The organism is Streptomyces sp. NPDC050439 (assembly GCF_040655335.1).
Taxonomy (GTDB): Bacteria; Actinomycetota; Actinomycetes; order Streptomycetales; family Streptomycetaceae; genus Streptomyces.
Window position 1 is genome coordinate 33,995 of record NZ_JBFAJT010000001.1, and the last position, 24,043, is coordinate 58,037.

At 68.8% G+C, this 24,043-nt stretch carries 24 protein-coding genes and 1 pseudogene; 19 read left to right on the forward strand and 6 right to left on the reverse strand.

All coding sequences use genetic code 11. From position 1 onward, the window contains the following. The first annotated feature begins 30 nt into the window (after positions 1-30). On the forward strand, positions 31-2,538 hold the full coding sequence (locus tag AB0I66_RS00185) for an ATP/GTP-binding protein (protein ID WP_363205391.1): 2,508 nt from the start codon (positions 31-33) through the stop codon (positions 2,536-2,538). After that, positions 2,535-3,455 carry a replication-relaxation family protein gene (locus AB0I66_RS00190; RefSeq protein ID WP_363205392.1) on the forward strand — a complete coding sequence of 307 codons (921 nt, stop codon included), beginning with the start codon at positions 2,535-2,537 and terminating at the stop codon, positions 3,453-3,455. Before AB0I66_RS00185 ends, AB0I66_RS00190 begins: the two co-directional genes overlap by 4 nt. 657 nt (positions 3,456-4,112) lie before the next feature. Here AB0I66_RS00190 and AB0I66_RS00195 read toward each other — a convergent pair. Beyond that, on the reverse strand, positions 4,113-4,463 hold the full coding sequence (locus AB0I66_RS00195) for a hypothetical protein (RefSeq protein ID WP_363205393.1): 351 nt from the start codon (positions 4,461-4,463) through the stop codon (positions 4,113-4,115). Then, positions 4,460-4,759: a hypothetical protein gene (locus tag AB0I66_RS00200; protein WP_363205394.1), complete on the reverse strand. Its 300-nt coding sequence runs from the start codon at positions 4,757-4,759 to the stop codon at positions 4,460-4,462. Before AB0I66_RS00200 ends, AB0I66_RS00195 begins: the two co-directional genes overlap by 4 nt. A gap of 135 nt (positions 4,760-4,894) precedes the next feature. Here AB0I66_RS00200 and AB0I66_RS00205 point away from each other — a divergent pair, with 135 nt between their 5' ends. Beyond that, positions 4,895-6,139: a helix-turn-helix transcriptional regulator gene (locus AB0I66_RS00205; protein WP_363205395.1), complete on the forward strand. Its 1,245-nt coding sequence runs from the start codon at positions 4,895-4,897 to the stop codon at positions 6,137-6,139. A gap of 41 nt (positions 6,140-6,180) precedes the next feature. Here the strand turns inward: AB0I66_RS00205 and AB0I66_RS00210 are convergent. Beyond that, positions 6,181-6,749 (reverse strand): annotated as a pseudogene (locus AB0I66_RS00210) (winged helix-turn-helix domain-containing protein). A gap of 81 nt (positions 6,750-6,830) precedes the next feature. On the opposite strand from AB0I66_RS00210, the gene AB0I66_RS00215 reads away from it, so the two are divergent. The 3 genes from AB0I66_RS00215 to AB0I66_RS00225 all read left to right on the forward strand — a co-directional run bounded on the left by AB0I66_RS00215 (position 6,831) and on the right by AB0I66_RS00225 (position 8,748). Next, complete coding sequence (locus AB0I66_RS00215; protein WP_363205396.1) at positions 6,831-7,418, forward strand: GNAT family N-acetyltransferase; 588 nt, start codon at positions 6,831-6,833, stop codon at positions 7,416-7,418. 496 nt (positions 7,419-7,914) lie between these two features. Then, positions 7,915-8,259 carry a hypothetical protein gene (locus tag AB0I66_RS00220; protein ID WP_363205397.1) on the forward strand — a complete coding sequence of 115 codons (345 nt, stop codon included), beginning with the start codon at positions 7,915-7,917 and terminating at the stop codon, positions 8,257-8,259. 45 nt (positions 8,260-8,304) lie between these two features. After that, positions 8,305-8,748 carry a phosphotransferase gene (locus AB0I66_RS00225; protein WP_363206631.1) on the forward strand — a complete coding sequence of 148 codons (444 nt, stop codon included), beginning with the start codon at positions 8,305-8,307 and terminating at the stop codon, positions 8,746-8,748. On the opposite strand, the gene AB0I66_RS00230 is transcribed toward AB0I66_RS00225, so the two are convergent. Then, positions 8,679-8,876 (reverse strand): hypothetical protein, encoded by a 198-nt coding sequence (locus AB0I66_RS00230; RefSeq protein WP_363205398.1) that lies wholly within the window; start codon positions 8,874-8,876, stop codon positions 8,679-8,681. The genes AB0I66_RS00225 and AB0I66_RS00230 overlap by 70 nt on opposite strands. Then, a complete protein-coding gene (locus AB0I66_RS00235; RefSeq protein ID WP_363205399.1) occupies positions 8,873-9,223 on the reverse strand; it encodes a DUF6415 family natural product biosynthesis protein in 351 nt (116 codons plus the stop codon). Before AB0I66_RS00235 ends, AB0I66_RS00230 begins: the two co-directional genes overlap by 4 nt. 154 nt (positions 9,224-9,377) lie before the next feature. On the opposite strand from AB0I66_RS00235, the gene AB0I66_RS00240 reads away from it, so the two are divergent. Further along, positions 9,378-10,673, forward strand: a complete 1,296-nt coding sequence (locus AB0I66_RS00240) for an XRE family transcriptional regulator (RefSeq protein WP_363205400.1) — start codon at positions 9,378-9,380, stop codon at positions 10,671-10,673. Here the strand turns inward: AB0I66_RS00240 and cutA are convergent. Then, positions 10,670-10,999, reverse strand: a complete 330-nt coding sequence (gene cutA, locus AB0I66_RS00245) for a divalent-cation tolerance protein CutA (protein ID WP_363205401.1) — start codon at positions 10,997-10,999, stop codon at positions 10,670-10,672. The two genes, AB0I66_RS00240 and cutA, sit on opposite strands and share 4 nt — an antisense overlap. A gap of 1,191 nt (positions 11,000-12,190) precedes the next feature. On the opposite strand from cutA, the gene AB0I66_RS00250 reads away from it, so the two are divergent. The 12 genes from AB0I66_RS00250 to AB0I66_RS00305 all read left to right on the forward strand — a co-directional run bounded on the left by AB0I66_RS00250 (position 12,191) and on the right by AB0I66_RS00305 (position 23,808). Beyond that, complete coding sequence (locus AB0I66_RS00250) at positions 12,191-12,811, forward strand: hypothetical protein (protein ID WP_363205402.1); 621 nt, start codon at positions 12,191-12,193, stop codon at positions 12,809-12,811. A gap of 38 nt (positions 12,812-12,849) precedes the next feature. Then, positions 12,850-13,680 (forward strand): ATP/GTP-binding protein, encoded by an 831-nt coding sequence (locus AB0I66_RS00255; RefSeq protein ID WP_363205403.1) that lies wholly within the window; start codon positions 12,850-12,852, stop codon positions 13,678-13,680. 154 nt (positions 13,681-13,834) lie between these two features. Further along, positions 13,835-14,386 (forward strand): SAF domain-containing protein, encoded by a 552-nt coding sequence (locus AB0I66_RS00260; RefSeq protein WP_363205404.1) that lies wholly within the window; start codon positions 13,835-13,837, stop codon positions 14,384-14,386. Between the two features lie 52 nt (positions 14,387-14,438). Continuing rightward, positions 14,439-15,317: a hypothetical protein gene (locus AB0I66_RS00265; RefSeq protein WP_363205405.1), complete on the forward strand. Its 879-nt coding sequence runs from the start codon at positions 14,439-14,441 to the stop codon at positions 15,315-15,317. After that, the gene (locus tag AB0I66_RS00270; RefSeq protein WP_363205406.1) at positions 15,310-16,860 is read left to right on the forward strand and encodes an ATPase, T2SS/T4P/T4SS family; all 1,551 of its coding nucleotides are present in this window, start codon (positions 15,310-15,312) and stop codon (positions 16,858-16,860) included. Before AB0I66_RS00265 ends, AB0I66_RS00270 begins: the two co-directional genes overlap by 8 nt. Further along, positions 16,857-17,831 carry a type II secretion system F family protein gene (locus AB0I66_RS00275; RefSeq protein WP_363205407.1) on the forward strand — a complete coding sequence of 325 codons (975 nt, stop codon included), beginning with the start codon at positions 16,857-16,859 and terminating at the stop codon, positions 17,829-17,831. The genes AB0I66_RS00270 and AB0I66_RS00275 overlap by 4 nt, the downstream gene beginning before the upstream one ends. A 29-nt stretch (positions 17,832-17,860) precedes the next feature. Then, positions 17,861-18,733 carry a hypothetical protein gene (locus AB0I66_RS00280; RefSeq protein ID WP_363205408.1) on the forward strand — a complete coding sequence of 291 codons (873 nt, stop codon included), beginning with the start codon at positions 17,861-17,863 and terminating at the stop codon, positions 18,731-18,733. A 50-nt stretch (positions 18,734-18,783) separates the two neighbouring features. Further along, the gene (locus AB0I66_RS00285; RefSeq protein WP_363205409.1) at positions 18,784-19,005 is read left to right on the forward strand and encodes a hypothetical protein; all 222 of its coding nucleotides are present in this window, start codon (positions 18,784-18,786) and stop codon (positions 19,003-19,005) included. Next, a complete protein-coding gene (locus tag AB0I66_RS00290) occupies positions 19,002-19,415 on the forward strand; it encodes a TadE family protein (RefSeq protein ID WP_363205410.1) in 414 nt (137 codons plus the stop codon). Before AB0I66_RS00285 ends, AB0I66_RS00290 begins: the two co-directional genes overlap by 4 nt. Next, positions 19,412-19,936, forward strand: a complete 525-nt coding sequence (locus tag AB0I66_RS00295) for a hypothetical protein (protein WP_363205411.1) — start codon at positions 19,412-19,414, stop codon at positions 19,934-19,936. The genes AB0I66_RS00290 and AB0I66_RS00295 overlap by 4 nt, the downstream gene beginning before the upstream one ends. Beyond that, on the forward strand, positions 19,933-20,391 hold the full coding sequence (locus tag AB0I66_RS00300) for a pilus assembly protein TadG-related protein (RefSeq protein ID WP_363205412.1): 459 nt from the start codon (positions 19,933-19,935) through the stop codon (positions 20,389-20,391). The genes AB0I66_RS00295 and AB0I66_RS00300 overlap by 4 nt, the downstream gene beginning before the upstream one ends. A 36-nt stretch (positions 20,392-20,427) precedes the next feature. Continuing rightward, positions 20,428-23,808 (forward strand): hypothetical protein, encoded by a 3,381-nt coding sequence (locus AB0I66_RS00305; RefSeq protein WP_363205413.1) that lies wholly within the window; start codon positions 20,428-20,430, stop codon positions 23,806-23,808. Positions 23,809-24,043 lie beyond the last annotated feature (235 nt).

Consider the following 24,043-nt stretch of genomic DNA (forward strand, 5'->3'; position numbering starts at 1 on the left):
CACTGGCATCTGTTTACCCTGCTGCTCCTCGTGGCCTACGTGGCAGGCGCCTACGTGGTGCGCCGCCTGGCCGCGAAGGCCTCCCAGGAGCGCATGGCCCTGGAGTGCACCCCGGCCCGGCACTTCGACCCCTCGCACGAGGAGATCTTCCGCCGGGGCGTGGAGCTGACCCGTGCGTGCACCGCGCTGCCCTGGTGGGCGCCGCGCCGCGCCAAGAGCGTACGCATCCGGCTGCGGTCCGATGGCCGCTCCTCCTTCGCCTACCGGCTGGAGGGTCCGGCCGGCGCCGAACGCCTGCTGACGACCACCCCGTTCGGGCCGGGGGTACGCGTGACCAAGGCCGCCCCGCTGACCGACACACCCCGCGCCCACGAGGTGCGCGCCGAGTTCCTCCTGCGCGGCAACCCCGTCGCCGCCCTGCGCGAGGTGCCCTTGCAGCCCGACCCGCTGCAGCCGCTGGTCGACGCGGTCGCCGACCTGCGCGCCGACCTGGGCGACGTCGCCGAAATCTGCATCGACCTGCAGCGGGCCCCCAAGTGGGCGCTGCGCCACCGCCGCTGGCTCCTGGTGCACCAGGCGCGCCGCACCGAGCAGCGCCAGGCGGCGCGCACGGCACGGTGGATCAACCGCGACAGTGCCCACCTGGACGATTCACTCATCGGCCAGCTGCGCCAGCTGATCACCCCCAGCCCTGACGCGGGGCGCGCGGGCGGGCGCCTGGTGATGTCCGCTCCCCCGGTCCGCGTCGACCGCGCCGAGGCCCTGGGCAAACTCGCCGAGGACTCCCATCTGGTCCGGGTACAGATCCTGGTGCGCTGCGCCTCCGGCATCGAAGGCCGCGCCCAGGCCCGGCTCGCCCGGGTGCAGGCAGGACTTGATGTCTTCGGCGGCTCCGCCCGCTGGGCGATGAAAGGCCTGCGGATCGGGCCCTGGCGGCTGGGTGCCGACCGGTGGCCGCACCGGGGGCGCTTCGACCTGCGCTGGCGCACCGGACAGTGCCTGCCCCCGGCCGTGAACTGGCTGCGGCTGGAAGAACTGCTGGGACTGCTCAAGCCGCCCACCACCTGGTGCCGCATCCCGCTGCTTGCCGCCGATCTGCCCACCTTCGTCCACGGAGATCCCCGACTGCTGCTGCAGGGCTGGTATCGCAGCCCCGACGGGCGACGGCGCCTGGTGGCCACCCACGCCGACCAGACGCTCTTCGAAATCGGCGTCGGCAAGGCCGGTGGGGGCAAAACCGAACGCGCAGCCGCTCAAGCGGTCGGCTACGCCCATGCCGGAGGCGGCCTGCTGTTCATCGACCCGCATCACGACTCCTGGCGCCGAGTGGCGCCCTTCCTCGCCCACGAGCCGATCATGCAGCGCATCGCGCGGATCGACCTGCGCGCCGCAGGCCGCGGCCCCAACCCCGCACTCAGCGCCTGGAACCCGATCGGCATGCACCAGGGCACCCGGCAGACCTATGAAGTCGTCGAGGATGTGGTCGACGCTTTCGCCACCGCCTTCGGCTGGGACGATGCCAACGCGCCGAGGGCCATCGCCATCTTCACCGAAGCGCTCACCATGCTGACCACCCTCAACCAGCAGGCCTGCCGCACCGGACGCGGCGAAGACCAGGCCACCCTCTTCCATGTCCGGGCCCTGCTGACCGACCCCGAATTCCGCGCCAGCACCCTGGCCGCCCTGACGCCCGTCCTGGGCGACGAGACACGCGCCTGGTGGCACAGCACCTTCCCCACGTTCCCGCCCGAATCGTTCAACGTGCTGCTCAACCCCCTCGCCCGACTGGCCGCCAACCCCATCACCCGCGCCTTCCTCGGCCAGCCGCAAGGCGTCTACAACATTCGCGCGGCCATGGACCGCAGCATGATCGTGTGGGTGAGCACGGCGGGCAACGGACCCACCGACCGGCTGCTCGTCACCCTGATCAACCGCGACCTGCTGCGCGCCGGACGCTCCCGCGTGGATGTCCCCGAACAGCAGCGCAAACCCTTCCGCGGCTACTTCGACGAGCTGATCACGCTGGCCAGCGCCGGAGGCGACTCCATCGCCGCCATGTTCGAGGACTTCCGCAAATACAAGATCCACCTGCTTGCGCTGACCCAGCTCCTGTCACGCCTGCCCACCGCGGTACGCCACTCCCTGGTCCAAAACGCCTCCACCCTCTCCACCACCCACGGCTCCCGCGCCGCCGTCACCCCCCTCACCGAGGAATGGGGAGAGCGGCCCAGCCCCGCCCAGGTAGCAGCCCTTGACCAGTACGACCACTACAGCTCCTTCACCATCGACGGCCGCCAGGTCGGACCCGTGCTGATCCACGGCCCCCGCCTGGAGGAGGTCTTCGCCGACCAGCACCGCCAGGGCCGACACCACATCGAAAACCTGGAACGGGCCGCCGACCACAACGCGCAAGCACGTCCCCTCGACCAGCTCACCGCAACCGCCGACACCCAACTGACGCGCGTGAACGCCTTCCTCACCGACCACACCCCCACCACCGCAGCCCTCACAACCACCAAGAACAAGGACTACCAATGACCGCCACCACCCCCAGGAAACAAACCCCCTCCCCCTTCACCCCCAGTCCCCGCGAGCCGCTGCCCCACCAGCTGCTGGCAGCCCTCGCCCAACACCGGATGGCCACCACCGCCCAACTGCACCAACTGCTGCGCCCCCACGCGAGCCGCCAGAGCCTCTCCGCGCCCCTGACCCGGCTGCGCCGGCAGAACCTCGTCGACTTCACCGTGCTGCCCAGCTCCCACCGCACCCGCGCCTGGTACCTCACCCCCCACGGAGCCCGACTGGCCCGCGACTTCCCGCACCAGCGCGGACGCCCGCCCTACCCCATCACCTCCACCTCGGCCGCCTCACTCAAGACCCCCCACACCCTCACCGTGCTCCGCGCCCACCTCGCCTTCGTCACCGACGCCCGCCACCGCGGCGACGACCACAGCCACCTGGACTGGACCCCCGAAACCGCCCACCCCATCGGCGAGGGCCAACGCCTGATCGCCGACGCCCTCATGCACTACGTCCTGCACCGGGACGACGGCACCCGCACCAAACTCCGCGCCCTCATCGAAGTCGACCGCGCCACCATGAGCTCCGAACGGCTGGCCACCAAACTCATCGACTACGCCCGCCTGCACACCCACACACCCCCCGCCACCGGCCGGCGCAAAACCCACAACAGCCCCGCGCCCGGATGGCAGCGCTGGTACCCCGTCTTCCCCCGCATCCTGTTCATCCTCACCGGCGCCGCACCCCGCACCCTGACCCACCGCATCCAAGACCTGCAGGCCATGGCCGCCGAACACCCCGCCGTCACCCAACTGGCCCTCAACGTGCCCCTCGGCGCCGCCCTCCTCGACGACCTCGAAACCGTCGGCCCCTCCGGCCCGGTGTGGACACCCCTCGCCGGGCACAGCACCCCGCGCTCATGGACCCAACTGTGACCCGACCGCCCCAGCCGCCCCGCGCGCGGCATCCTGCAACCGAGGGCGTGACGCTCCACCGCATCAGCGCCCCTCCAAGCAGGACAGCTGCCCGATCCGCTGGCGAGCAAAAGGCCCCTGTTCACTCGCCCCATGGCAGCTCCCGCCCAAAGCCTCTACGGTCAACGGCGCGATCAGCGCGCACCATTACCCCAACTCAGGCCAACACTCCGACCCGGCGGAAGAGGCCAGCGAGGCGCCGGGCATGGCACGACCCCGGCTCTCCCACAGGCAAGAAGGAACCGGGGTCGCAGCGGCAGGCCGGGGGAACCAGCGCCTACCACTCTCCCCTTCCAGGCCAGGGGAGTCGAGCGAGCGGGACTGACGGAGTGAGGCCACGCCAGCCCCGCTCTGCACTACGTCAGCGAGCCAGCCTCACCCACCACACGATCAGTGATCGCGGCGCTGAAGAACTGAAACGCCGACAGCTCAGACCTGGTATCTCGCGTCGTGCCCGCATGTTGGAGACACCACAACTGCGCCGCATCCGGGTCAGCCGTATCCAGCGAGTGATGACTACAGACGAGGCGCTTGCCGACGTGCCGCACGCTCACCCCGGCCATGGCCCCAGAGTCCATTAGAGCGGTAGGTAGCGGCCCCGCGGCAAGCTGCCCTCGCTCATCCGAACGACTCCGCCGGAAGGTGCGGTCCATCGTCGTCACCCTCGTCCGCGTCGTCCCAGTCGAATTCGGACAGGCGGTCTCCTCGGCTCTCTGCAATCCGGTGAACTTCACGGAGCGACTCGGTCAGCCGAGTGGCCACAAAGCGGACTTCCTGGGGCGTGGTCTTAGGGTCGGCGAGCAGGTCGCCCGCGTGCGCCAAAAGGTCACCCGCCATCCCGAGCTGGACGCTCTCGATGTTGTCAGCCACCTTCGACAGGAACCCGGTTGCACTGCTAACCAGGTAGCAGGGCTTGCCTTCCAGCGTCGACCACGGCAACCGCCGCGCCACCTGCATGTGAGAGATCATGCCGTCATCACCACGCCGTGCACAGTCAGCCACAGCGCACGCCGCCGTCTCCTCTGCCGACGCTCCTCCTGTCGCCGCTCGAAGGCGGCCAAGCACGGGCGTACGAGCCCGATGTCGTCACCCCGCAGCACCGGCACGCGCTGCAGAGGCCCGATTGGCGCGTCGACGGATGACATTGGTGAGGGCGGTTTGGGGAAGCAATGGCGACCCGGAGCGGGAAGCAACAGCCGCTTCAGCGGCTCGATGAAGTGGCCGATACCGTCATTCATGTCGACCTGCTCTTTCAGGTTGTCCATGCCCCCGGCCGTTAGCGCGGTCGCGGGGGTCCGTCGAAGACAGAAACCTCATCGAACCGTTTGGGGCAGACCTGGCGGAGGAGCCGGACAGGGGGCCAGGGAGGGGCCACACTGAGGGGAGGGAGGGGCCAGCGGATGAGTGGTGACAGGCGACAGCAGTTCGGCGCATACTTGGCACGGCTGCGACGGGACGCTCACAAAAGTCAGCGGCAACTCGCCGCGACACTCTGCGCGCTGTCTGGAGTCCAGTCCGTGACACGGAACGAGGTCTCACGGTGGGAGCGCGGAGAACGCCTCCCAGAATTGTGGCTCTCCTTCATCGCCGAAGTCCTGAAGATCCCACCGGGCGACCTGGAACGGGCCGCCGCCTACGCACGCGGAGATACCGAGGGACCTCCCTTGGGCCCTGCCGCCACCCTCGCCGAACTCCTCCCGCCAGGCAACCCTTTGGATCCACTCTCGGCGAGCACGGGCCGCAACATCGGCGCCGACGAGGTATCAACTCTCGCTGCACGCGTCCACGGCCTACGACTCGCCGATGATGTGCTGGCCGGGGGCGACCTGATGGGCGCCGCTTTCCGGGAACTCAACTCGGCGTTGCAGTTGTACCGGGAGAGCACACACACCGAGGTCATCGGCCGTTCCCTGCTCGTGCAGGTCGGCGAACTGGCCCAGATCGCTGGATGGATCGCCAGCGACGCCGGGCAGCACGGCCAAGCCGAACGGGCCTATCGCATAGGGATCACAGCGGCTAGGCAGGCCGGCGACACTACCTTGGTCGGCAATCTCGCAGGCAGCCTCGCCTACCAGCTCAGCAACACCGGGCAGGAGCGCGCGGGCGTCGACCTCGCCCGCGCTGCACTAGACGAGGCGGGACCGGACGCACCGCCCGAGACCCGCGCCTTGTTCTTCGATCGCCTTGCATGGGCGCACACGCGTGCAGGCGAGGCCCAACCTGCCGTGCGCGCCCTTGGTGAGGCACACGATGCCCTCTCAGAAGCGCGCGATGACGCAGCGCCACAATGGGCCTACTGGGTGAGCCGTGAAGAGCTGGAGGTGATGGACGCCCGGGTCTTCACCGAGTTGCGTCGCCCGCTGCGAGCTGTCCCGTTCCTGACGGACGTTCTTGGCCGGTACGACGCCACGCATGCCCGTGAAGTCGCCCTGTACCGGTCATGGCTCTCCATCGCTCTGGCCGACGCCAATGAACCCGAGCAGGCCGCACAGGAAGCCCAACAAGTCGTATCGCTGTCCTCCAACGTCGCCAGCGAGCGCACCGCCGAGCGCTCCCGCATCGTTCTCCGACGCCTACAGGATTTCCAGCAAGTACCCGAAGTCCGCGATCTGTTGCACGATCACGGTCACCTGCTCAACGGCTAGATGGATTGATCAGGAACGGTGCTGACAGCCATAGCGCCTGATCATGGCGAAGACCTCCGGTGTAGTGGACGAGATCGGAAATCCGGCCTCGTCCTCGAAGACGATGTAGGCCCCGAGCGCCGCCGCGGTGCTTCCACCTGCGGCCATACGTCCTTCTTCCAGGGTTCGACGGCGTGTTCGTCCCGCTCGAGTGCGCGGCGGGCCGGGCTCTGCCAGGACCAGCCGTGTCGGTGCAGCAACCATCACACGCCGGCGATCGAGCAGCTGATCTGGAACCGACGCTCGATCACCACCCCGACCCGCTCCAGGGTCCAGCGCTGGTCTTCCCAGCCGTGCTCGGCGGGTCCTTTGGCCAGTTCGTCCTCCAAGACGGCAAACCGTTCATCGCAGACCTTGGGCAGCTGTGGCGGACCTTTCGACCTCAGCCCTCCAGGCCGCCCTCGCGCCATGCTCGACGCCACAGCTCAACTGACCGTTCACTGACCCGCAGGTCCGCAGCGATCAAGGAGGTCTTGTCCCCTCGAGCGAACCTTGCCCCTGCCTCCAGTAGCAGCACCTCACGCGCAGCCCGCCGATCATCGGTCAGGCCCCCACCCGCCGCATATCTCATAGAACCGGCATACCGCAGGGACCAAACGTTGTCGCCACCGAAGACACCCCGAAAAGCTCAGTAACAACTTACGGAGAGCCCATGTACATCGTCCGCCCGGCCACAACCGTCGATATCCCCGCCGTCCGCACACTTGTCCTGGCCCGCTCGGCGTGGCTGGAGGAACGGCAGATGCCCTCCTGGCGGGCGAGCGCGGACGCCGTGGCTGGGCAGGCCGAGAATCCGGACGGGTCGATGTGGCTCCTCACGGAGGAGACTTCCGGGCGGGTCATCGGGTGCACCACGATCCAGCAGGAGACCCCGCCCTGGGGATGGACAGAACAGGAACTCGCCGAGCCTGCCAGCTACCTCTACACGACGGTGACGGACCCGGCCGATCGGGCACAGCGCCCAGGAACACTCCTCGCGCTCTGGGCGGTGAACCGCGCGTCTCGTGAAGGGCACGCGTGGGTACGGCGGGGGTGTATGTTCCCCAGCCTGGTCCGCTACTACGAGACCCAGGGCTTCGCGCTGATCCACCAAGTGCAACGCACCCACCATCTCGTCTACCTCCTGGCCCGCAAAGCCGAGAGGCTGACCGAGGTCACTGCCGCCATTCGCACACAGGACCCCGCGGCCCTCTTGGCACCGCCCACCGCCCACGCGCCCGAGCCGCCGCCCAACGCCTGAGCACCGGCAGAAAGTGCCCGTCCCTACCATGACGCCTTCATAGTCGAGTTGGCTCCGGCCGCTCCCAGCTGGTGTGATGTCGCGCTCGATGCCGCCCCGGGCCGTGCGGAGCCGTCACACCGCAGCCGAAATCGACATCGCGACGAGCACCCAGCGGCGTCCTGCAATCCGCCAGGGGAAGTACCGGAACCCACCCGAGTGATCGAACACAGCATCACGGCACGCCGCACCGGACTACACGCGGACAGTCCCCGGTTTTCGAAATTGAGTTCTAGATTTCGCCCCCGTGCGCCCGTGACGGGGACAGCGGGCGCCCTATTACCCGATCACCCCGCACACCAGCCCCTGGAGCCCTCATGCATCCCGTACGCCGTCCTGCGCTTGTTCATCCTGCGTTCGAAACGCTCGCGGCTTCCTCGGTTGTGTCCGCTCGTGCGGCTGCTTGCCGCACGGCCCTTCTCGCTTACGGGGCACGATCGGATACGAGGTGCCTGGCATGACGGACTCCGTACAACTTCCCACTCCTCTCGCCTCCTGGGCGGAGCAGGTTCCGGGCCCCGTGAATGCTGTGTACAACGCCTCGCACAACCGCGAGAATTCGCAAGTGTGGCAGGTCGTGTCGCGCGCCGGGCTGCACTACCTGAAGGTGGCGCCCGAGCCGGTCCTGTACAGCCGTGAGACCCGCGCCTATCGCAAGGCGGTGCCCATCCTCGGCTGTGACAACGCCCCTCAGCTGGTGGACAGTTCGGCCGACCTGCTCGCACTCATGTTGACCGCGGCGCATGGTGAGCCACTGAAATCCGAGGAAGCACCCGAGCGACGGCGCGCCGCCCACCGGTAGGCTGGCCAGCTTCTGCGTCGCTTCCACGATGCGTGCCCCGACCACCTGGCCCAGAAGGCAGCGACGAACGTCATCCAGAGCACTGTGGCCGGGCTGGACCAGCACATCGAGCAGGAAGACGACCTCCTGTCGGCCGCGGAAGCCGCCACGCTGCACCGCCTACTGAGCGCGCTGCCCGAACTTGGCATCCTCCCCTCCGGGTGGCGGCATGGGGACTTCTGGGAGCGCAACCTGCTGTGGAACGGCCGCCGCTGTGCGTTGATCGACTTCGAGCGGAGCGATGTGTGCCCGCTTGGAGATCACGGCGTACAGGACGGCGCCGAAGGAGATGACCACCAGGGCCACGAGCGTGGTGATCACGGCGGTCTCCACGACGGGGGAGCGGTTCGGGCGCCGGGTGCGATAGCGATCCCAGCGGCTCACGTGATCCGCCCCCAGTGTCTGACCGGCGAGGACACCGGGGTCCGGGGTGCCTCGCCGGGGTCTTGAGGCCACGCGGTGCGGGTGTAGGCGTGGAAGTGCTCGCCGCGTTCGTGCGGGGGCAGGGTGCAGTGCACCACGATGCTCGCGCCGTGGTCGTCGAGAGTGTGCTCCGCCCAACACAGCGCGGCGATCACCGCCCGGTCCCGCTCTCTTGGTGCAGGGTCAGGACGGCGCCGGTGACGCGTGCCACCAGGCGCGTGCGCTCCCACAGCTGGAAGTCGGTCAGCCTCTCGCACGTCTGGTCCAGAAGTGCGGCGGCCTCACCGCGGACCGCCTGAGCGTCCTGTTCGCCCAGCGCGCCGGCCGACTGGGCGAGAAGTTGGCTGAGATGACCGCGCAGGAGACTGACCATCTGATCCAGGTCAGGGCGGGGAGGGATGGCAAGCGTGGGGGCGAGCGCGGCCGCGACCGTCTCGCGGACCGCGTCCGCGTTCACCGGCGCACCGGGCGCGGGTTGTCTCGTGTCGTCGGTGATCGTCATCCGGGTCTCCTCCCGAGCGGTAGTGCCCATGCTTCTCGGGAGGTTGGGAATGTGGCTTCCCGTCGATGGGTATCCCCACGATGGGTAGGCTCTGCCCTCTGCTCATGCCGCACCCTCAGGGTGATCAATGCAGGCTCAATAGAGGCCCCGACTCATGACCACCTACGTACCGCCGACCGCTCTCCCGGCTGCCGTGTTACAGCGAGAGGACATGCAGGCCGCGATCCGTGCCCACGATTTCGGCAAGGTGTTCTCTCTGGCCCGCGCGGTCGCCCGCATCAGCTTTGCGAAGATCGCCGTCGAGTGCGACATTAAGCCCGAGCGCGTGGGCCAACTGGCACGCGGCACGGGCAGCATCACGTCGTTCGGGAAGATCTGCGTCATTGCTGATGCGTTACGTATCCCCGGTCATCTGCTCGGTCTGGCCCCGCGCGCCTGGGAAACCGGCACTGAGCAAGGTGGAGAGCACGTGCGACGGCGCGACTTTTTCAAGACCTCGGCAACCGCAGGACTGACCCTGTCCGCGCTGACCGCGCTGGCTCCGCCGCTGTCTGCCACGTCCCGCCTGAGCCCAGCAGTGCCGGTGCAGTTGCGGGAGCGCACTGCACGCCTGCGCCGCCTGGACGACGTCTTGGGCGGCGGCGACACCTACCGCCTCTACCTGCGCGAATACCAGACCACCAAGACCCTTCTGCGCGACCACACCTACAGCCAGGTAACGGGCAAGGATCTGCACGCAGTGCTCGCCGAACAGTCCCAACAGGCAGGCTGGGCCGCCTTCGACGCGGGCCAGCACGCAGACGCCGCCGGTCTCTACCGAGACAGCCGCCAGGCCGCCTGCGAAGCCGACGATGCCGCCCTGGCCGGTAACGCGCTGGCGTTCCTTGCTTACCAGCAACTCGACGCTCGCCCCGAGAAGGCGCTGGACATAGCGGTCCAGGCCACCGTGACCGCCGGGAGGTCAGCTCCGCCCGCCGTGCGGGCACTTCTGAACGAACGCCTCGCCTGGGCGTATGCGGTCAGCGGGCAGCCCGCCGACACCGAACGCGCGCTGGCCGACGCCGAACAGGCCGTCCACGAGCGGGACCGGGAGCGGCCCGTGGACTGGGCGGCCTGGGTTGACGCCGACGAGCTGGAGATCATGAAGGGCCGCTGCTGGACCGAACTGCGCCGCCCTCTGCGGGCTGTCCCGATCCTGGAAGCCGTTCTGGAGCGATTCGACGACACTCACGCCCGCGACAAGAGCCTCTACCTGTCCTGGCTCGCGGAGTCCTACCTCGCGGCCGGAGAGGTGGAGCACGCGGCGACCATCACCGGCCGCGTCCTCCACCTGTGCCACGGCGTCAACTCCGTACGCCCCCGCCAGCGCATCAGCTCCACACTGAACGCGCTCGCCGCGCACCGGGGCCTGCCGGAAGTCGATGGAGTGCTGGAGCAAGCCCGCGCCTAGCTCAGCGTCTTGTCCACCCACGCCCGGAAGCCCGGCGAGGAGTCCACGTACGCCGTGGCGGTCAGCTCGGGGCTCTGCCAGGGATGGTGCTCCAGCACAGCCGCCTCCAGACGCGGGTAGAGATCGGAGCGGGTCTTCAGCAGCAACTGGTACTCCTCGCCGGTGCCGAACTCGCCGTCGTGCCAGAACGCCGAGGTGACGGGGCCGATGATCTGGGCACCGGCCGCTAACCGCTGCCGGACGAGGTGGCGGGCCAACTCGACGGCCTGGCTACGAGTTTCGGTTGCGGTGGCTACTTGCAGGTAGGAGCTTTGGAAGTCACTCATGGGCGCGACCTTAGCCGGAAGCAGTATCTCTTGAGGAGGGAGTCTCAGGAGCCGCCTGCAGGCGCACTAGGGAAGATCCACCAGCACGGTTCAGCGCCCCGCCCTCGATCCGACCCGCACAGACGTCGCACGAACTGTCATTGGCGAGCCCGGACGGGCCGCCTTCGATCCGCCCTGCAGCACGCGTTGGCCTCAGTGAGCATCCTGGACGGCCTGAGACGCAGCGCCTCGTCTATGCACCGTGTGCTGCATAGCGACGGCGTGCATCGCGGGGCCAGTCCTCAACGCCGTCTCCAGGCTTGCGAACACGCACACTCCCCGCACCCGGCCCGCGTCAGAATCACGCCACTTTTTCCCGCCATCTCACAGCGGTAGCCCCTACTTTGCTCGGGAATTGGCCCGCCACCCCCAGGCGCTGACTGTCGCCACGGCAAGCGGTAGCTGCCGATCGAGAAGAGCCCTGAACGGCGGAACGAAGCAATGGAAGGTTCCGCTTTACTTGATCCACGTCGCTCCATGCATGCCTCTACGTCCCCCTCGGCCACCCTCCACGGCGTGAGCCTCGCCTCCCCAATCGTGTACAGCGGTACATCCCCATGCCATTGGCGCGAACACAGGTAGCGGGATACGCAACTGCGTCGCAATTGAGGCGCACGACGCCCTGAAGCCAACGGCGTCCGTGCGTCCTCGTCCTGTGCAGGCGAAACGCTGTCCGCGGGAAGAACAACAGCCGAGGCCCTCCCCCAGGAGGCGACCCGCGCAGCCCATGAGTGACGCACGATGCCATCCGTCTCCAGCACCATGGCCTCACGGCAGCTCGTCTCAACCGTTCGTGCCGCCACGCACCGCCTGCGCCGGGGGGATCCAGACAAGATCAGAACGGGGCGCCATCCTCCGGATTCGCACCCTGCCTCAACGTTCACCTTTGCACTTCCTCGAGCTTCTGGTTTGCCACAGACCTAGATAGCCCAGCGCTTCAACTACCCGTAGTGCGTCACCTGTTGTGACTGAATTTCCACCAACTTCCGTAGTGGAGCGGCGGGAACAGGGTGACCTACGAGTACGTCGAGCCATAGTGTGACCGCCAAAGAATGCATCACCGCAGCTTGTACCTGCCGCACGCTCCCCAAGTGCATTGACCATGGCCATGGGAGGTGACCGGCTCACCATCACGCAGAGCAGGGAGACTCAGTGACACGAGCAGCACACCAGCGGGCATATTTCGACGTTCGCACCAGGAAAAAGGCCCAGTCGATCACTCTGGTCCTCGCCCTGTGCACCGCAGGCGTACTCACCTCCTGCACCAGCGGCGACTCGGACACGGACTCCAACAAGGATTCCGCGCCGCCCAGCACGTCGGCGGCCATGGACACGCCCGCCATGAGCGTGGACCCGCAGGCCAAAGACAAACAGGCCGTCCTCGAGGTGTACAAGCGAATGTGGGAGGAACAGGTCAAGGCTTACGCAGCTGCGGATCTCAAGGGGACCGAACTGAAAAAGTACGCCACGGCAAGTGCCTACTCGCGCGCCAAATTCGACGTCGAGGGCTTACAGAGGAAGGGCATTTTCGCCAAGGGCAAGCCTGGACACGAAACGAAGGTGACCAGCACCGATCTCGAGCGCCAGGTCCCCCGGGCCGAGCTCACAGACTGCCTCGACACCTCCACCTGGAAGTACTTCTACCGCAAAACGGGCAAGCCGGTGCCCCTGCCCGAGGGGAACCTCAGCCGATACGTGACCACTGTCAAAGCCGAAAAGTGGGGGAAGAAGTGGATGGTCTTAGAAATCGAACCCGAGCAGCGCGCCTGCTGACCAGGGTCGTCACCCTGGCGTCTGTCACCGGCCTGGCCGTGACTGCAGCCAAGACCGCCCAGGCCAAGCCTCCCGAGACCGGCAAATGTGTGAATGGGCCGGTCACGTACATCATGTGCAAGGCCGGACAGGAAGGCAGTCCGCAAGGTAAGAACGGCGGAAACTTTCGCCAATCCGGGCCTGGAAAGGGAAGCACCCACGGCAAGAAGAAGAACGAGCGACAGGACTGCAAGGTCAAGAAGATGGATCCACAACCCCCCAAGGGCAGTGCACTGTGGGAAGGCCACAGCGGCGGCGCAGTCTATGAACGTGAGTGCCGCTTCTCTACAGACGGGGGTATCGGAACCATCCCCATGCCCTTTTGGGCTGCAGAGGCACCACCCGCTATTGACCCGGAAGTCTTGGCACAAGAGGCCGTGGACAAAATGAACCTGGTCGGCCCTGACATCGCCAGTCCTCGTACGGCGGGCAGGTACACGGTCGGGGTGCCGATGTGGATGTGGGTGGACACTTCTCCCACCACGTTCGGCCCCAACACGGCGACTGCTACCGCTGGAAACGTGACGGTGTCGGCCACAGCGAAGGTCGCCTCGATCCGCTGGTCGATGGGTGACGAGAAGAGCGTCACCTGTCAGGGCGCGGGCACCAAGTACAAGGCGTCGTACGGGATGACCAAGTCCCCCGACTGCGGCCACCTTTACCGCACCTCATCCAAGGACCATGCGGGTGGCCACTTCAAGGGCACCGCGACCGCGACGTGGGCGGTGGACTGGCAGGTCACCGGGGGCGCCGGTGAGCAGGGCGCATTCACCGAGGTCCGGGAGAGCAACTTTGAGGTGTCCGTGGGTTCGATGAGAGTCCTCGACTAGGCGGGATGGCAGGGACGTGTTGAAGAGCATGACGAAGAACAGGGCGTCGGTGCCTGCCCCGCCTGGCGGGGAGGTGATGCGCCCAGACCTGGAGGTCATCGATCCGGAGCCACCGCGTCGCAGGCGTCGCTCGTTCATAGTGGTCGGTTCGGTAATGGTGCTGGCAGGGGCGATCGGGTTCGCCGGGCTGCTGAACGCCTCAGGTGAGCGCACTGACGTGCTGGCGCTGGCCCGTGACGTGCCCGCCGGGCAAAGGATCACCGCCGAGGACCTGCGAGTGGTCGCCCTGCCAAAGGACCCGGGTCTCAAGCCGGTGTCCGCCGCGCAGAAGGACACGATCCTGGGTCGCCGTGCCTCGGCCGCGCTTTCCCAGGGATCACTGCTGACGTCTGCTCAGCTCACCGGCCGGGGCGGTCTCAAGCCGGGAGAGTCGCTGGTCGCCGTCGAGGTCAAGCGGGGCATGGCGCCGGTCGATGCGCTGCGGCCCGGAGCCACGGTCAGCCTGGTCACCCGCCCCAAGGAGGGTGAGGCCATCGCCAAGGAGCCCGAACTCGCCGAGGTTCGGGGCCGTGTCGTCAAGGTCGGTGCGCCCGCCAGCAGTGGTGACGCCGTCGTCCAGGTCGCCGTGCCGGATGCGGACAGCGCCCTGGTTGCTTCGGATGCCAGCGCGGGCCGGGTGGCGATCGTGCTGAAGACCGGGGGCTGAGGCCGCGATGTCCGTGATAGTGCTGGTCGGCGGCCATGGGTGCGGTGTCACTGTGTCCTCGCTGGCGCTGGCCCTTGCCAGCGCCCGCCCTTCCCTGTTGGTGGAGGCTGCGGCGAAGCAGGCCTCGATCCGTACCGGTTACCGGCAGGGAGCTTGGGGCGGTGATGTAGGGCTGTGGCACCTGGCCCAGGCCCACCTGCAAAACCAGCTGGCCGAAGCATTCGAGGCGCACCTGCGCCCTTTGGATGCTGACGGCAATCGGCTGCTGCTGCCGGGGCTGACCGATCCCACCCAGGCCTCCGCGCTGGCCGGGACGTGGGAACCGTTGTCGTTGCTGCTGCAGGCGATGGACCAACACGCCGGGTATGACGTGGTCGTGGATGGCGGGCAAGTCGTCGTCGATGGCGGCGGACTCCATCCCACGCTGTTCCCGGCGGTGCTCGCGCACCGGGCGGATGTGGTGCTGTTGGTGGTGCGCAACTCCCTCACCTCGGTGGCGCAAAGCCTTCCCGTCGTCCGAGTGCTGCAGGGCGAGCTGGAGCGGCGGGGCAGCGGCGCGGATGCGCTGCGGCTGCTGGTCGTCCACGAACTGCACACGTCAGCGGGCGGGTTGCGCACCGATGCCATCGCCAGGCGGTTCGCTGTGCCGGTGGTGGATCTGCTGCCGTGGGATACGGCGGCAGGCACCCTCTTCACGCACGGCTCGCAGCGTCCTTTGAAGCTCATGAAACTTCGCCTGATCAAGCAGGCCCGCAAGACGATGCAGTCCATTGGTGTGGAGGTCCACACGCGCCGTCGCGCACTGGACATGCCTGCGGCTCCGGTGAGTTCGCCGGTGGTGGCCGGGGTGCTGCAACGGCTGTCTTCCACTCGGGCGGTCCCACCGGTGCCGCCGCAGGATCCGCGTTTGGGGGTGAGTGTCCGTGGCTGAACGGTACGGCGTATCGCCCGCCCACCCCGCTACGAACGGCACACCGCGGTTGCAGGACGTGCTGAGTCAGGCGCTGCGGCCCACCGCGCCCGGCGCATCAAGCACCCAAGGCGCGGCGTCACACGCTCTGCACTCCGCGGTCGCGCTGACGTCTGCGGCTCCCGCGGCCGTGGAGGTCACCGGGGGCGGGGCGCTGCCGGCCTCCCCGCAGGACATCTCTGGTCTGCGGGATGCGGTCAGTGATGACATCGTCGCGGCCGACGATCAAGAGCCGCTGCCCAACGAGAGTGCCCGTCGCGAGCGGGCGCGTTCCCTGGTGGCCATGCGGGTCGCCCGCTGGGCTGTCGATCAGGCCCGTCTCCACACCGCGCTGACACCGACGCAGGTCGACACGCTCTGCCAGGCCGTCTACGACGCGCTCTTCCACGCTGGTCCGCTGCAGAAGTACCTGGATGACCCGGACGTGGAAAACGTGGTTGTCCTGGGTGATGACGTGCAGGTCGACTACTACAACCGGCCCACCACGAAGGTGGCGCCGGTGGCGCAGAATGACGACGAGCTGATCGCGCTGATCAACCGGCTGGCCTCCAACTCCGGGCACCGTGAACGCCGGTTGTCGGCCTCGTCGCCGATGGTCAGCTTCCGGCTGCCGGACGGTTCGCGTGCTGAGGCCACCACGCTGACCCCGGTTCCGTTTTTAGGTGTCCGCCGCCACCGTGTGCTGACATCCAGCCTGGAGCAGTTGCAGGAATGGGGCACCCTCTCCCCCGCGCTGTCCGCCTTCCTGCACGCCCTGGTGCTGGCAAGGAAGAACGTCCTGTTCGCCGGGGACATGGGCACCGGCAAGACTTCCCTGCTGCGCGCCCTGGCGCAGAAGATCCCCGTGGAGGAACGCGTGGTGACCCTCGAATCCGATCGCGAGCTCTTCCTGGACCAGCACCAAGGGGGCGCCCAGTTCCTGGCGATGGAGTCGCGTGAGTCCAACGGCGAGCTCGTGGACGGGCACCCGGTCGGGGAGATCAGTGTGGAGCAGATGTTCCCGCACGCGCTGCGCATGCTCTCTACGCGCGTGATCGTGGGTGAGGTCCGTGACCGTGAGGCGATTGCGATGCTGCAGGCGATGAGCGCGGGTGGCGCCGGTTCCATGTGCACGCTGCACGCCGCCTACCCCAACCTGGTGCTGCCCCGCCTGGTCACCCTGTGCCGGGGCATGCACCGCGACGACGTCCACGAACTGGTGGGCACCTCCATCAACTTCGTCGTCTATCTGAAGCAGATCAACCAGACCCGCATCGGCGGGCGCCGGCACCGGTTCGTCTCTCACGTTTTGGAGGTCCAGACCGGCGAGGGCGGCCACCCCGCCATTCAGGAGATCTTCGCCCCCAGCGGCTCCGATCCACGTGGGGTGCCGCAGCTCGCGCCGTCCTGCATCGCTGAACTGGAAGGCCTGGCCGGGTTCGACCGGCGCTGGCTGACCGTGCCCCAGTACGGGGCCTGGCCCGCGCCGCTGGGTCTGGTCCACGGCAAGGAGAGCGCCGCATGAGCAGCGATCAGTGGAGTCTGCTGGCCGCCCTGTGCCGCGCGCTGATCGTGGGCGGTCTGCTCGTGGCCCTGCGAGGCGCGACCCGTGTGCCCGTGGTCGCGGCGGACCGGCCGCCCTCTGCCTGGGTCGTGCGGTGGCAGGCCGCGCAGACCGCGCTGCCTGAGGCGTGGGCGCGCCGCTATAGATTCATCGTCCTGGCCGCGGCGCTGGCCACGGTGGGATCCTGGCTGATCTGGGCCCGCCCCGTGCACGGGCTGCTGGCGGGAGTGGCGGTGCTGGGGATTCCCTGGATCTGGAACCCGGCCGGGACCAGCAGTCGGCAGATCGTTCGCCTGGAAGCCCTTGCCGAGTGGATGCAGCAGCTGGCCGGTGTGCACGAGTCCGGCGGCACCCTGGACAGCGCGATCACCGCCTCCGCTACCCGCGCCCCGCACGTCATCCGTCCGCAGGTGCGGCTGCTGGCCGCACGCCTGCGCGTGGGCGGCAACCCCAGCCTGGCGTATCGGCAGTTCGCCGACGCCTTCGCCGATGGCGCCGTGGACAACGCGGTGATGCTCTTCCTCACCCACGCCCAGGACCACGGCCCCGGTTTGAGCCGGGCCCTGCAGTCCATGGCCAGCCTCACCGAGCAGGAAGCGATCTCCCTGCGCAGCCTGGACGCCAAGCGCGCCCAGGTCCGCACCGGAACCCGCTGGGTGTCCATCATTTCTCTGGCCATCGCCGCGTACATCCTCACCAACCCTTCCTGGGGCGAGATCTACCGCACCGCCTCGGGACAGCTGGTGATGCTGGTCCTGGGGGCGATGTTCGCCGGCGCGTTGATGGGGATGCGCAGGCTTGCCCGGTCGCGGCCGGCGCCGCGGCTGCTGGCCGCGCTGCCGACGGCTGCCGGTGTCGGTGCAGGGCCGCCCAGCGCCCAGGCCGCGGCGGCACGGGAAGCGAAGCAGAAGGCGAAGGGGGCAGTGCTGTGATCTCGCCTGGAGCACTTGCATGCGGTGCGGTGGTCGGCGGCGGGCTCTTCCTGCTGGTGCGCGAATTCTTGCCCTCGCGCCCCGACATGGACGCGGTCCTGGACCGCCTGGAGAACACCACCCCGGCCCCTGGCCGCACCACCAGCACCGCCTCCCCCTCCGGAGGTGCGCGACGTCGCCGGCCGGAGGGGTCGGTATGGGAGCAGGCCGGGGAGCAGATCCTGGCCTCGCACGGGCACCGGCTGAGCGTGCCGCGCGCCGATCTGGAGCTGCTGAACAAGTCGGTGGCCCACCACGTCGGCACGAAGGTCCTCGGCTCGCTGCTGGCCTTGGTCATGGTGCAGGTCGGCGGCCTGCTGCTTGGACTGTCATGGGCGCCGCCGCTGCTGGCCTCGCTCGCCTTCGCGGCGTTCATCTGGTTCGACGCGGATGCCACGGTGCGCCGCCAGGCGAAGGCGGCGCGCCTGGAGGTCCGCTACGCCATCGCTTCCTTCCTCGAGCGCGCGCAGCTGGAGCGGGGCGCGAACGTGGGCCCCGAGGCGGCGGTGCAGCGCACCGCCGAGGTCGGCGACCACTGGATCCTGACCCGCATCGGCGCCGCCCTCAAACGCGCCGAACTGGCGGGCATCCCGCAGTGGGAGGCCCTCAAGCAGCTCGGGGATCAACTCGACATTCCCGAACTCTCCGCGCCTGCAGAGTCGTTTTCGTTGGCAGGGGCGGGCGCCTCGATCCAAAAGACGCTGGCCACCCAAGCCTTGCTGCTGCGCCAGCGGCTGCTGACGGACCGGGAGGCGGAGGCGAACTCTGCCTCCGAGCGGTTGGTGGTGCCCGGCACGGTGCTGTTCACCGTCGTGCTGGTGATGTTCGCCTACCCGGCCTTCAGTGCCCTGACCAACATCTGACGATCAACCCGTGGCGCTGTGGGGCGTAGCGGAAACGAGGGGACACAAAGATGAGGTTCAACGTGCTCGACCGGGCCGCCGTGCGACTGCACACCGCATGGCTGACGCGCGTGGACAAGATGACTGGGCACCGGCGTGACGCCGGGATGGAGACCTTGGAGAAACTGATCCTGGGGGCGGTGGTGCTGGGTGTGGCTGTCGCGTTCGGCACCGTCTTCAAGGACACCTCCACCACGCTGATCGACCGGTTCAAGGCCGCCGTCGGCGCATGAGGCAGGCCATCGAGCGGTGGTGGCGACACCGGGTGCAGGCCGCCCACTCAGGGCGGCGTGACAGCGGGATTGCCACCCTGGAGTTCCTGATCATCGCGCCCATTCTACTGTTCATCTCCCTGCTCGTCCTGCAGTTGGGGGTGTTCTTCCTGGCCAGCACCGCCGCCCACACTGCGGCCCGTAAGGGCGCACAGACGGGTGCCGAGTTCGAGTCCTCCCCCGGGGCGGGGGCGGAGCGTGCCCAGTCCTGGCTCGGTCAGGTCGGCGTGGTGCAGCAGGCGCAGGTCAGCACCGCGGGATCCACGGGCGAGCGGGTGCGGGTGACCGTGACCGGGGAGGTCATGAACTTTCTGCCGTGGGATCTGCGAATCGAGCGCAGCGCCGAGGACACCATGGAGAGAAACCAATGACGACGAAAAGGATGCACGCCAGCCCTGGCCAGCACCGGCTGGCCCACCGTATCCGGGACGCCGTCACCGCCCGGGCCACGGACAGGGGCGGCGACCGGGGCTCCTACACGCTGGAAGCCATTCTGTGCCTGACCGTGCTGGTGCCGATCCTGAGCATCATCGCCGCGTTCGGGCTGGCAGGACTGGGCGACAGCACCGCCGCCAACGCGGCCGCGGCCGCCGCCCGCGCAGCCAGCGAGTCGGATAACCCCGACACAGCGCAAACCCGCGGCCGCCAGGCCGCGTTGGACTCCTTGGGGCAGGCGCAGCGCACCTGCGCGAGCTCGGACATCGTGGTGGACACCAGCAGCTTCCCCGCGGATCCGGGTCAGCCGGGCTCGGTCACGGTCCGCGTGGACTGCACGATCCCCCTGGCCAAGCTCGCAGTTCCCGGCCTTCCGGGATCAAAGACCCTCACGGCAACCCGGCACAGTGCCGTGGACCGGTACGTCGACCGAACTGGCGATGGGGGCGGCCCGTGAGCCCCAGAGAGCGTCTGGCCTGCGCCCTGGGCCTGAACGGTCGCGTGGACAGGGAGCGGGGTTCGGTGACGCTGTACTTCCTCGGCTTCGCCATCCTCATGATTGGCCTGCTGGCGCTGCTGGTCGACGGTGGCCGCCTGCTCATGGCGTCCGCGGATGCCGAGGACGTCGCCGCCGAGGCAGCCCGCAGCGCCGGGCAGGAAATCAACGGACCCGACGCCATCCTCGGTGAGGGCACCCGCGCCGACCCGCACAAGGCCGTGGCTGCCGCGCAGACCTTCCTGGCCGACGCCGGAGTTACGGGCACGGTCACGGTCGCGGAGGACGGACAGAGCATCGACATCACCGTGAACGACACCTACCAGACGCTGCTGCTGGGCGGGTTCGGCTACCCCAGCATGCAGGTCACCGCGCACGTCGACGTCACGCTCGAACGCACCGACCCCGGAGCCTAAAAGATGCCCCACTCCCCCAGCCCTCCTCCTCTTGCCGTGCGTCTGGTGCGTGCGGCAGGCAGCCTCGCCGCGCTCCTGTTGCTCCTGGTGGGGGTGCCGGGGGTGCTGGCCAAAGCGGGCACTCTGCCAGGCGGTGTGCCCAGCGGTTCGGATATCCCCGATGCGCTGATGTCCCCCGACGACGGCCACATCCTGTTCACCGTGCTGACCGTGGTCGCGTGGGCGTTGTGGGTCTGGTTCGCCCTGGGTGTCCTCACCGAGCTCCCCCACTTGCTACGGCGACATCGGCGCGCGCCGAAACCGCAACGGCGCGTGCTGGGTGCTCCCCAGCGGCTGGCGGGTTTCCTCCTGGGCGGTCTGCTGGTCTTGCCCGCGGGAACCGCGATGGCCGCACCTGCTCCGGCCATCGCCGCCACGGCACCCGTGCAACCAGCCACAGAGACCGCCGCCCCCGCACAAGGCGCAGACGCCGGCCAGACCGCGGCCTCCGCTGGCGGGCCGGTGCACGTGGTGGGCGAGACCGGTGAAACGGTGTGGGACCTGGCCGTGGAGTATCTCGGATCCGGCCCCCGCGCTCAGGAAATCCGCGCCCTGAACCCGCACCTGCCCGACACGGCGCTCCTGCCCGCCACAACAGCCGTGCAGCTGCCCGCCGATGCACGCCTCCCGCAGCCGGAGCACGCCGCCAGCACTGCGGCCAGCTCCGACCCACAGGTGCAACTCGCCGCCAGCGGTCAGCCGATCCGTGCCGGCGATGACAGCGGGCCGCGCCAAGAGCGCACGCACACCGTGCGAGCCGGTGAGTCCCTGTCCGGCATCGCCGAGGACGAGACCGGTGACGCCGCGCGCTGGCCCCAGCTGTATGAGGCGAGCAGGAACCAGGATCAACCGGGCGACCTGCCTCGGGTGAGCAACCCCAACCTGATCTTCCCCGGCCAGAAGATCACCGTCCCTGCGGCCGACCCGCGCTCAGGGGACCGGTCCGACACCCCCGGGGACACCCCCGGTGGCGAGAGGGACGTTCCGCAGGAGGACACCGGCCAGGACCAAGACGGGCAGAAGGACGGCGGGAAGGACGATGGCAACGATGCGGGTGGCGCCGACAAGCCCACCGAATCGGCCAAGCCCTCTCCCTCCCCTCCGGACCGCACGTCCCAGCCGTCGACACCGCCCTCCAGCCGGGACGGCGATAGCCCGTCGGCCGCCCCGAGCGCGCCGTCGAGCCCTGCACCCTCCACCCACGGTCCAGCTCCAGCGGAGGCCGAGGGGTCACCGGGCGTGCTGGTCACCCGCATGGCCGGGGTCCTGGTGTCGCTGGCGGCCGCGGTGACGCTGGCCCTGTCCATCCGCCGCATCCTGCAGCGCCGCCGGGCCAAGCCCGGCGAGCGCATCGCCATGCCCGAGGAAATCTCCCCGACCGAGGCCCAGATGGCCCAAGCAGCCGATCCTGCAGGCCCGCTGCGCCTGGACCGGGCCCTGCGCACGCTGGCCCATCACGCCGACCGTGCGGGGCAGCCGCTGCCCGCGTTGCGCGGCGCGCGCCTGACCACCACCGGCGTACAGGTCCTGCCCGAGGACCTGCACGCCGCCCCGCTCACCCCCTTCACGGCGGGTGTCGGCGGCTGGTGGGTATGCGAGAACACCGTCGAACTCCTCGATGAGCAGGAAGCAGCGCCCGTCGTGGCGCCCTACCCGGGCATGGTGACGATCGGTGCGGACGAGTCGGGTCACCTGGTGCTGCTGAATCTGCCGCACGCCGGCGTCATCCTGTTGGACGGCGAGCAGGACCAGGTCGAGGAGGTCCTCATTTCCCTGACCCTGGAGGTGGGCATGAGTCCCTGGGCCACGGATGTGGAGGTTGTGGTGGTCGGCTTCGGGGAGGGGCTCAACCATCTCCTGCCGACGTCGCGGATCGCGTACATGCGCGAAAGCGTCCATGCCGCACGCGACTTCGCCGAGCGACTCTTGGAGGCCCACCAGGAGCCGGAGGAAGCACGGACCCCCTATCTCATTCTGTGCGCGTCCCACCTCACGGCGGACAGCGCCTGGCAGGTTGCCGAGACGCTCGACAAGGCGTCCGGCGTGCTGAAGGTGGCGCTGCTCGCCCCCGCCTCATCTGCCAACCTGCTCTTTGAGCAGACCGAGGTGATCGACGCGGCGAGCGATCAGCCGCAGCGCATCGACATCCTGGGGACCACCGTCACGCTGCAGCGCCTTCAGCGTCAGGCCGTCGATGAAATCACCGCTGCGCTGGCCGTCTCCGGCCAGGACGCTCATCCCGCTGAGGGCGTCTGGCGGGATGTGCCCTCCGAATCCCAGACCTCGCACGCGGCCCGGGACACGGCGGCCGCCCGTCCGTTGGACGAGACCGGCGAGGCCGTTCACGTCCCCGAACCCACCCACCGCGCCCCTGCCAGCGTCCCGGCGGCTGGACGCGCCGGCGGGCAGAGCACGGAGGGCGCTGAGGGCCTAGGTGTCTTCCCGGCGCTGCTGGCGGCTTCCCAATCCCCGGCTGCCATCAGCCTGCCGGGCCCCCTGACGGCCCCCGGCGGTGGTGACAAAGCAGCCGAACCCGGCCCCCGCCCCCAGGTGGAGCCTGACGCCGACGGGGCCGTCACACCAGAGCCCGACCCCCATGCGGCAGCGCCGGGCGACCCCGCCCTACACCCCGATCCCGGCGTACCCTTCATCCGCGTTCTGGGGCCGGTCATCATCTCTGGTGTCACTGCCTCCCGGCACGGCACCCGCGAGGCTCAACTGGCCGCACTGCTGCACCTCAAGCCGGGCCGCGACGCGGACACTCTGTGCGCGGACATGGACCCGGCCAGCCCGTGGTCAACCGACACCCTCAACGCACGGATGGGTGGGCTGCGCCGGAGCCTGGGCAAGGACGAGGACGGCGCCTCCTACGTGCCGCGCCGCGCCATCAAGTCCGACCCCTACCTGCTGTCCGAGAAGATCTGCTGTGACTGGCACCGCTTTGAGGACTCCGTCGAAGCCGCCCTGCCGCACGGGCCGGCCGGGCTGCCCCAGCTGGAAAAGGCACTGGACCAGGTTCGCGGGCGGCCTTTCGGCGCGCAGCCGCTGCCCTGGAGCGAGCCATTGCGACAGGAGATGGCGATGCGCATCGTCAGCATTGCGCACGCCGTGGCCACCTACCGGCTGGCCCCCGGTTCCCACCATGACCTCACCCTGGCCCGTCGGGCCGTTGCCACCGGTCTCGAGGTCGACGACACCGCCGAGCTCCTCTACCGCGACTGGTTCCAGATCGAGGCAGCTGCCGAGAACCGCAGTGGGCTCAACGCCGCCGTCTCGCGTTTGGAACAGGTCAACCTATCGCTGGGGCTCCCCATGGAGATCGAGACCGAGCAGCTGATGCGCAGACTCCTCGATCACACCAGAACCGTGCAGGAGTAGCCCACTTCCCGACCACCAACTGCGCCGGGGCGCGGCCGATCACTTCCGCACCGGCTACTGACTCCGGTGACCGCATTCCGGCCAAGCTGTCGGCCACTGCATCTGCGAGGGGGCGACGGGCACAAGCATCGGACAGAGTCCTCGCTCCCGGACCCCGGGCGGGGGCTCGCCGCGCACACCCCGGAGGCCAGCGCACGCGCGCTCGCCACCTCCGCGACGGCTTGGGCCGCACGGA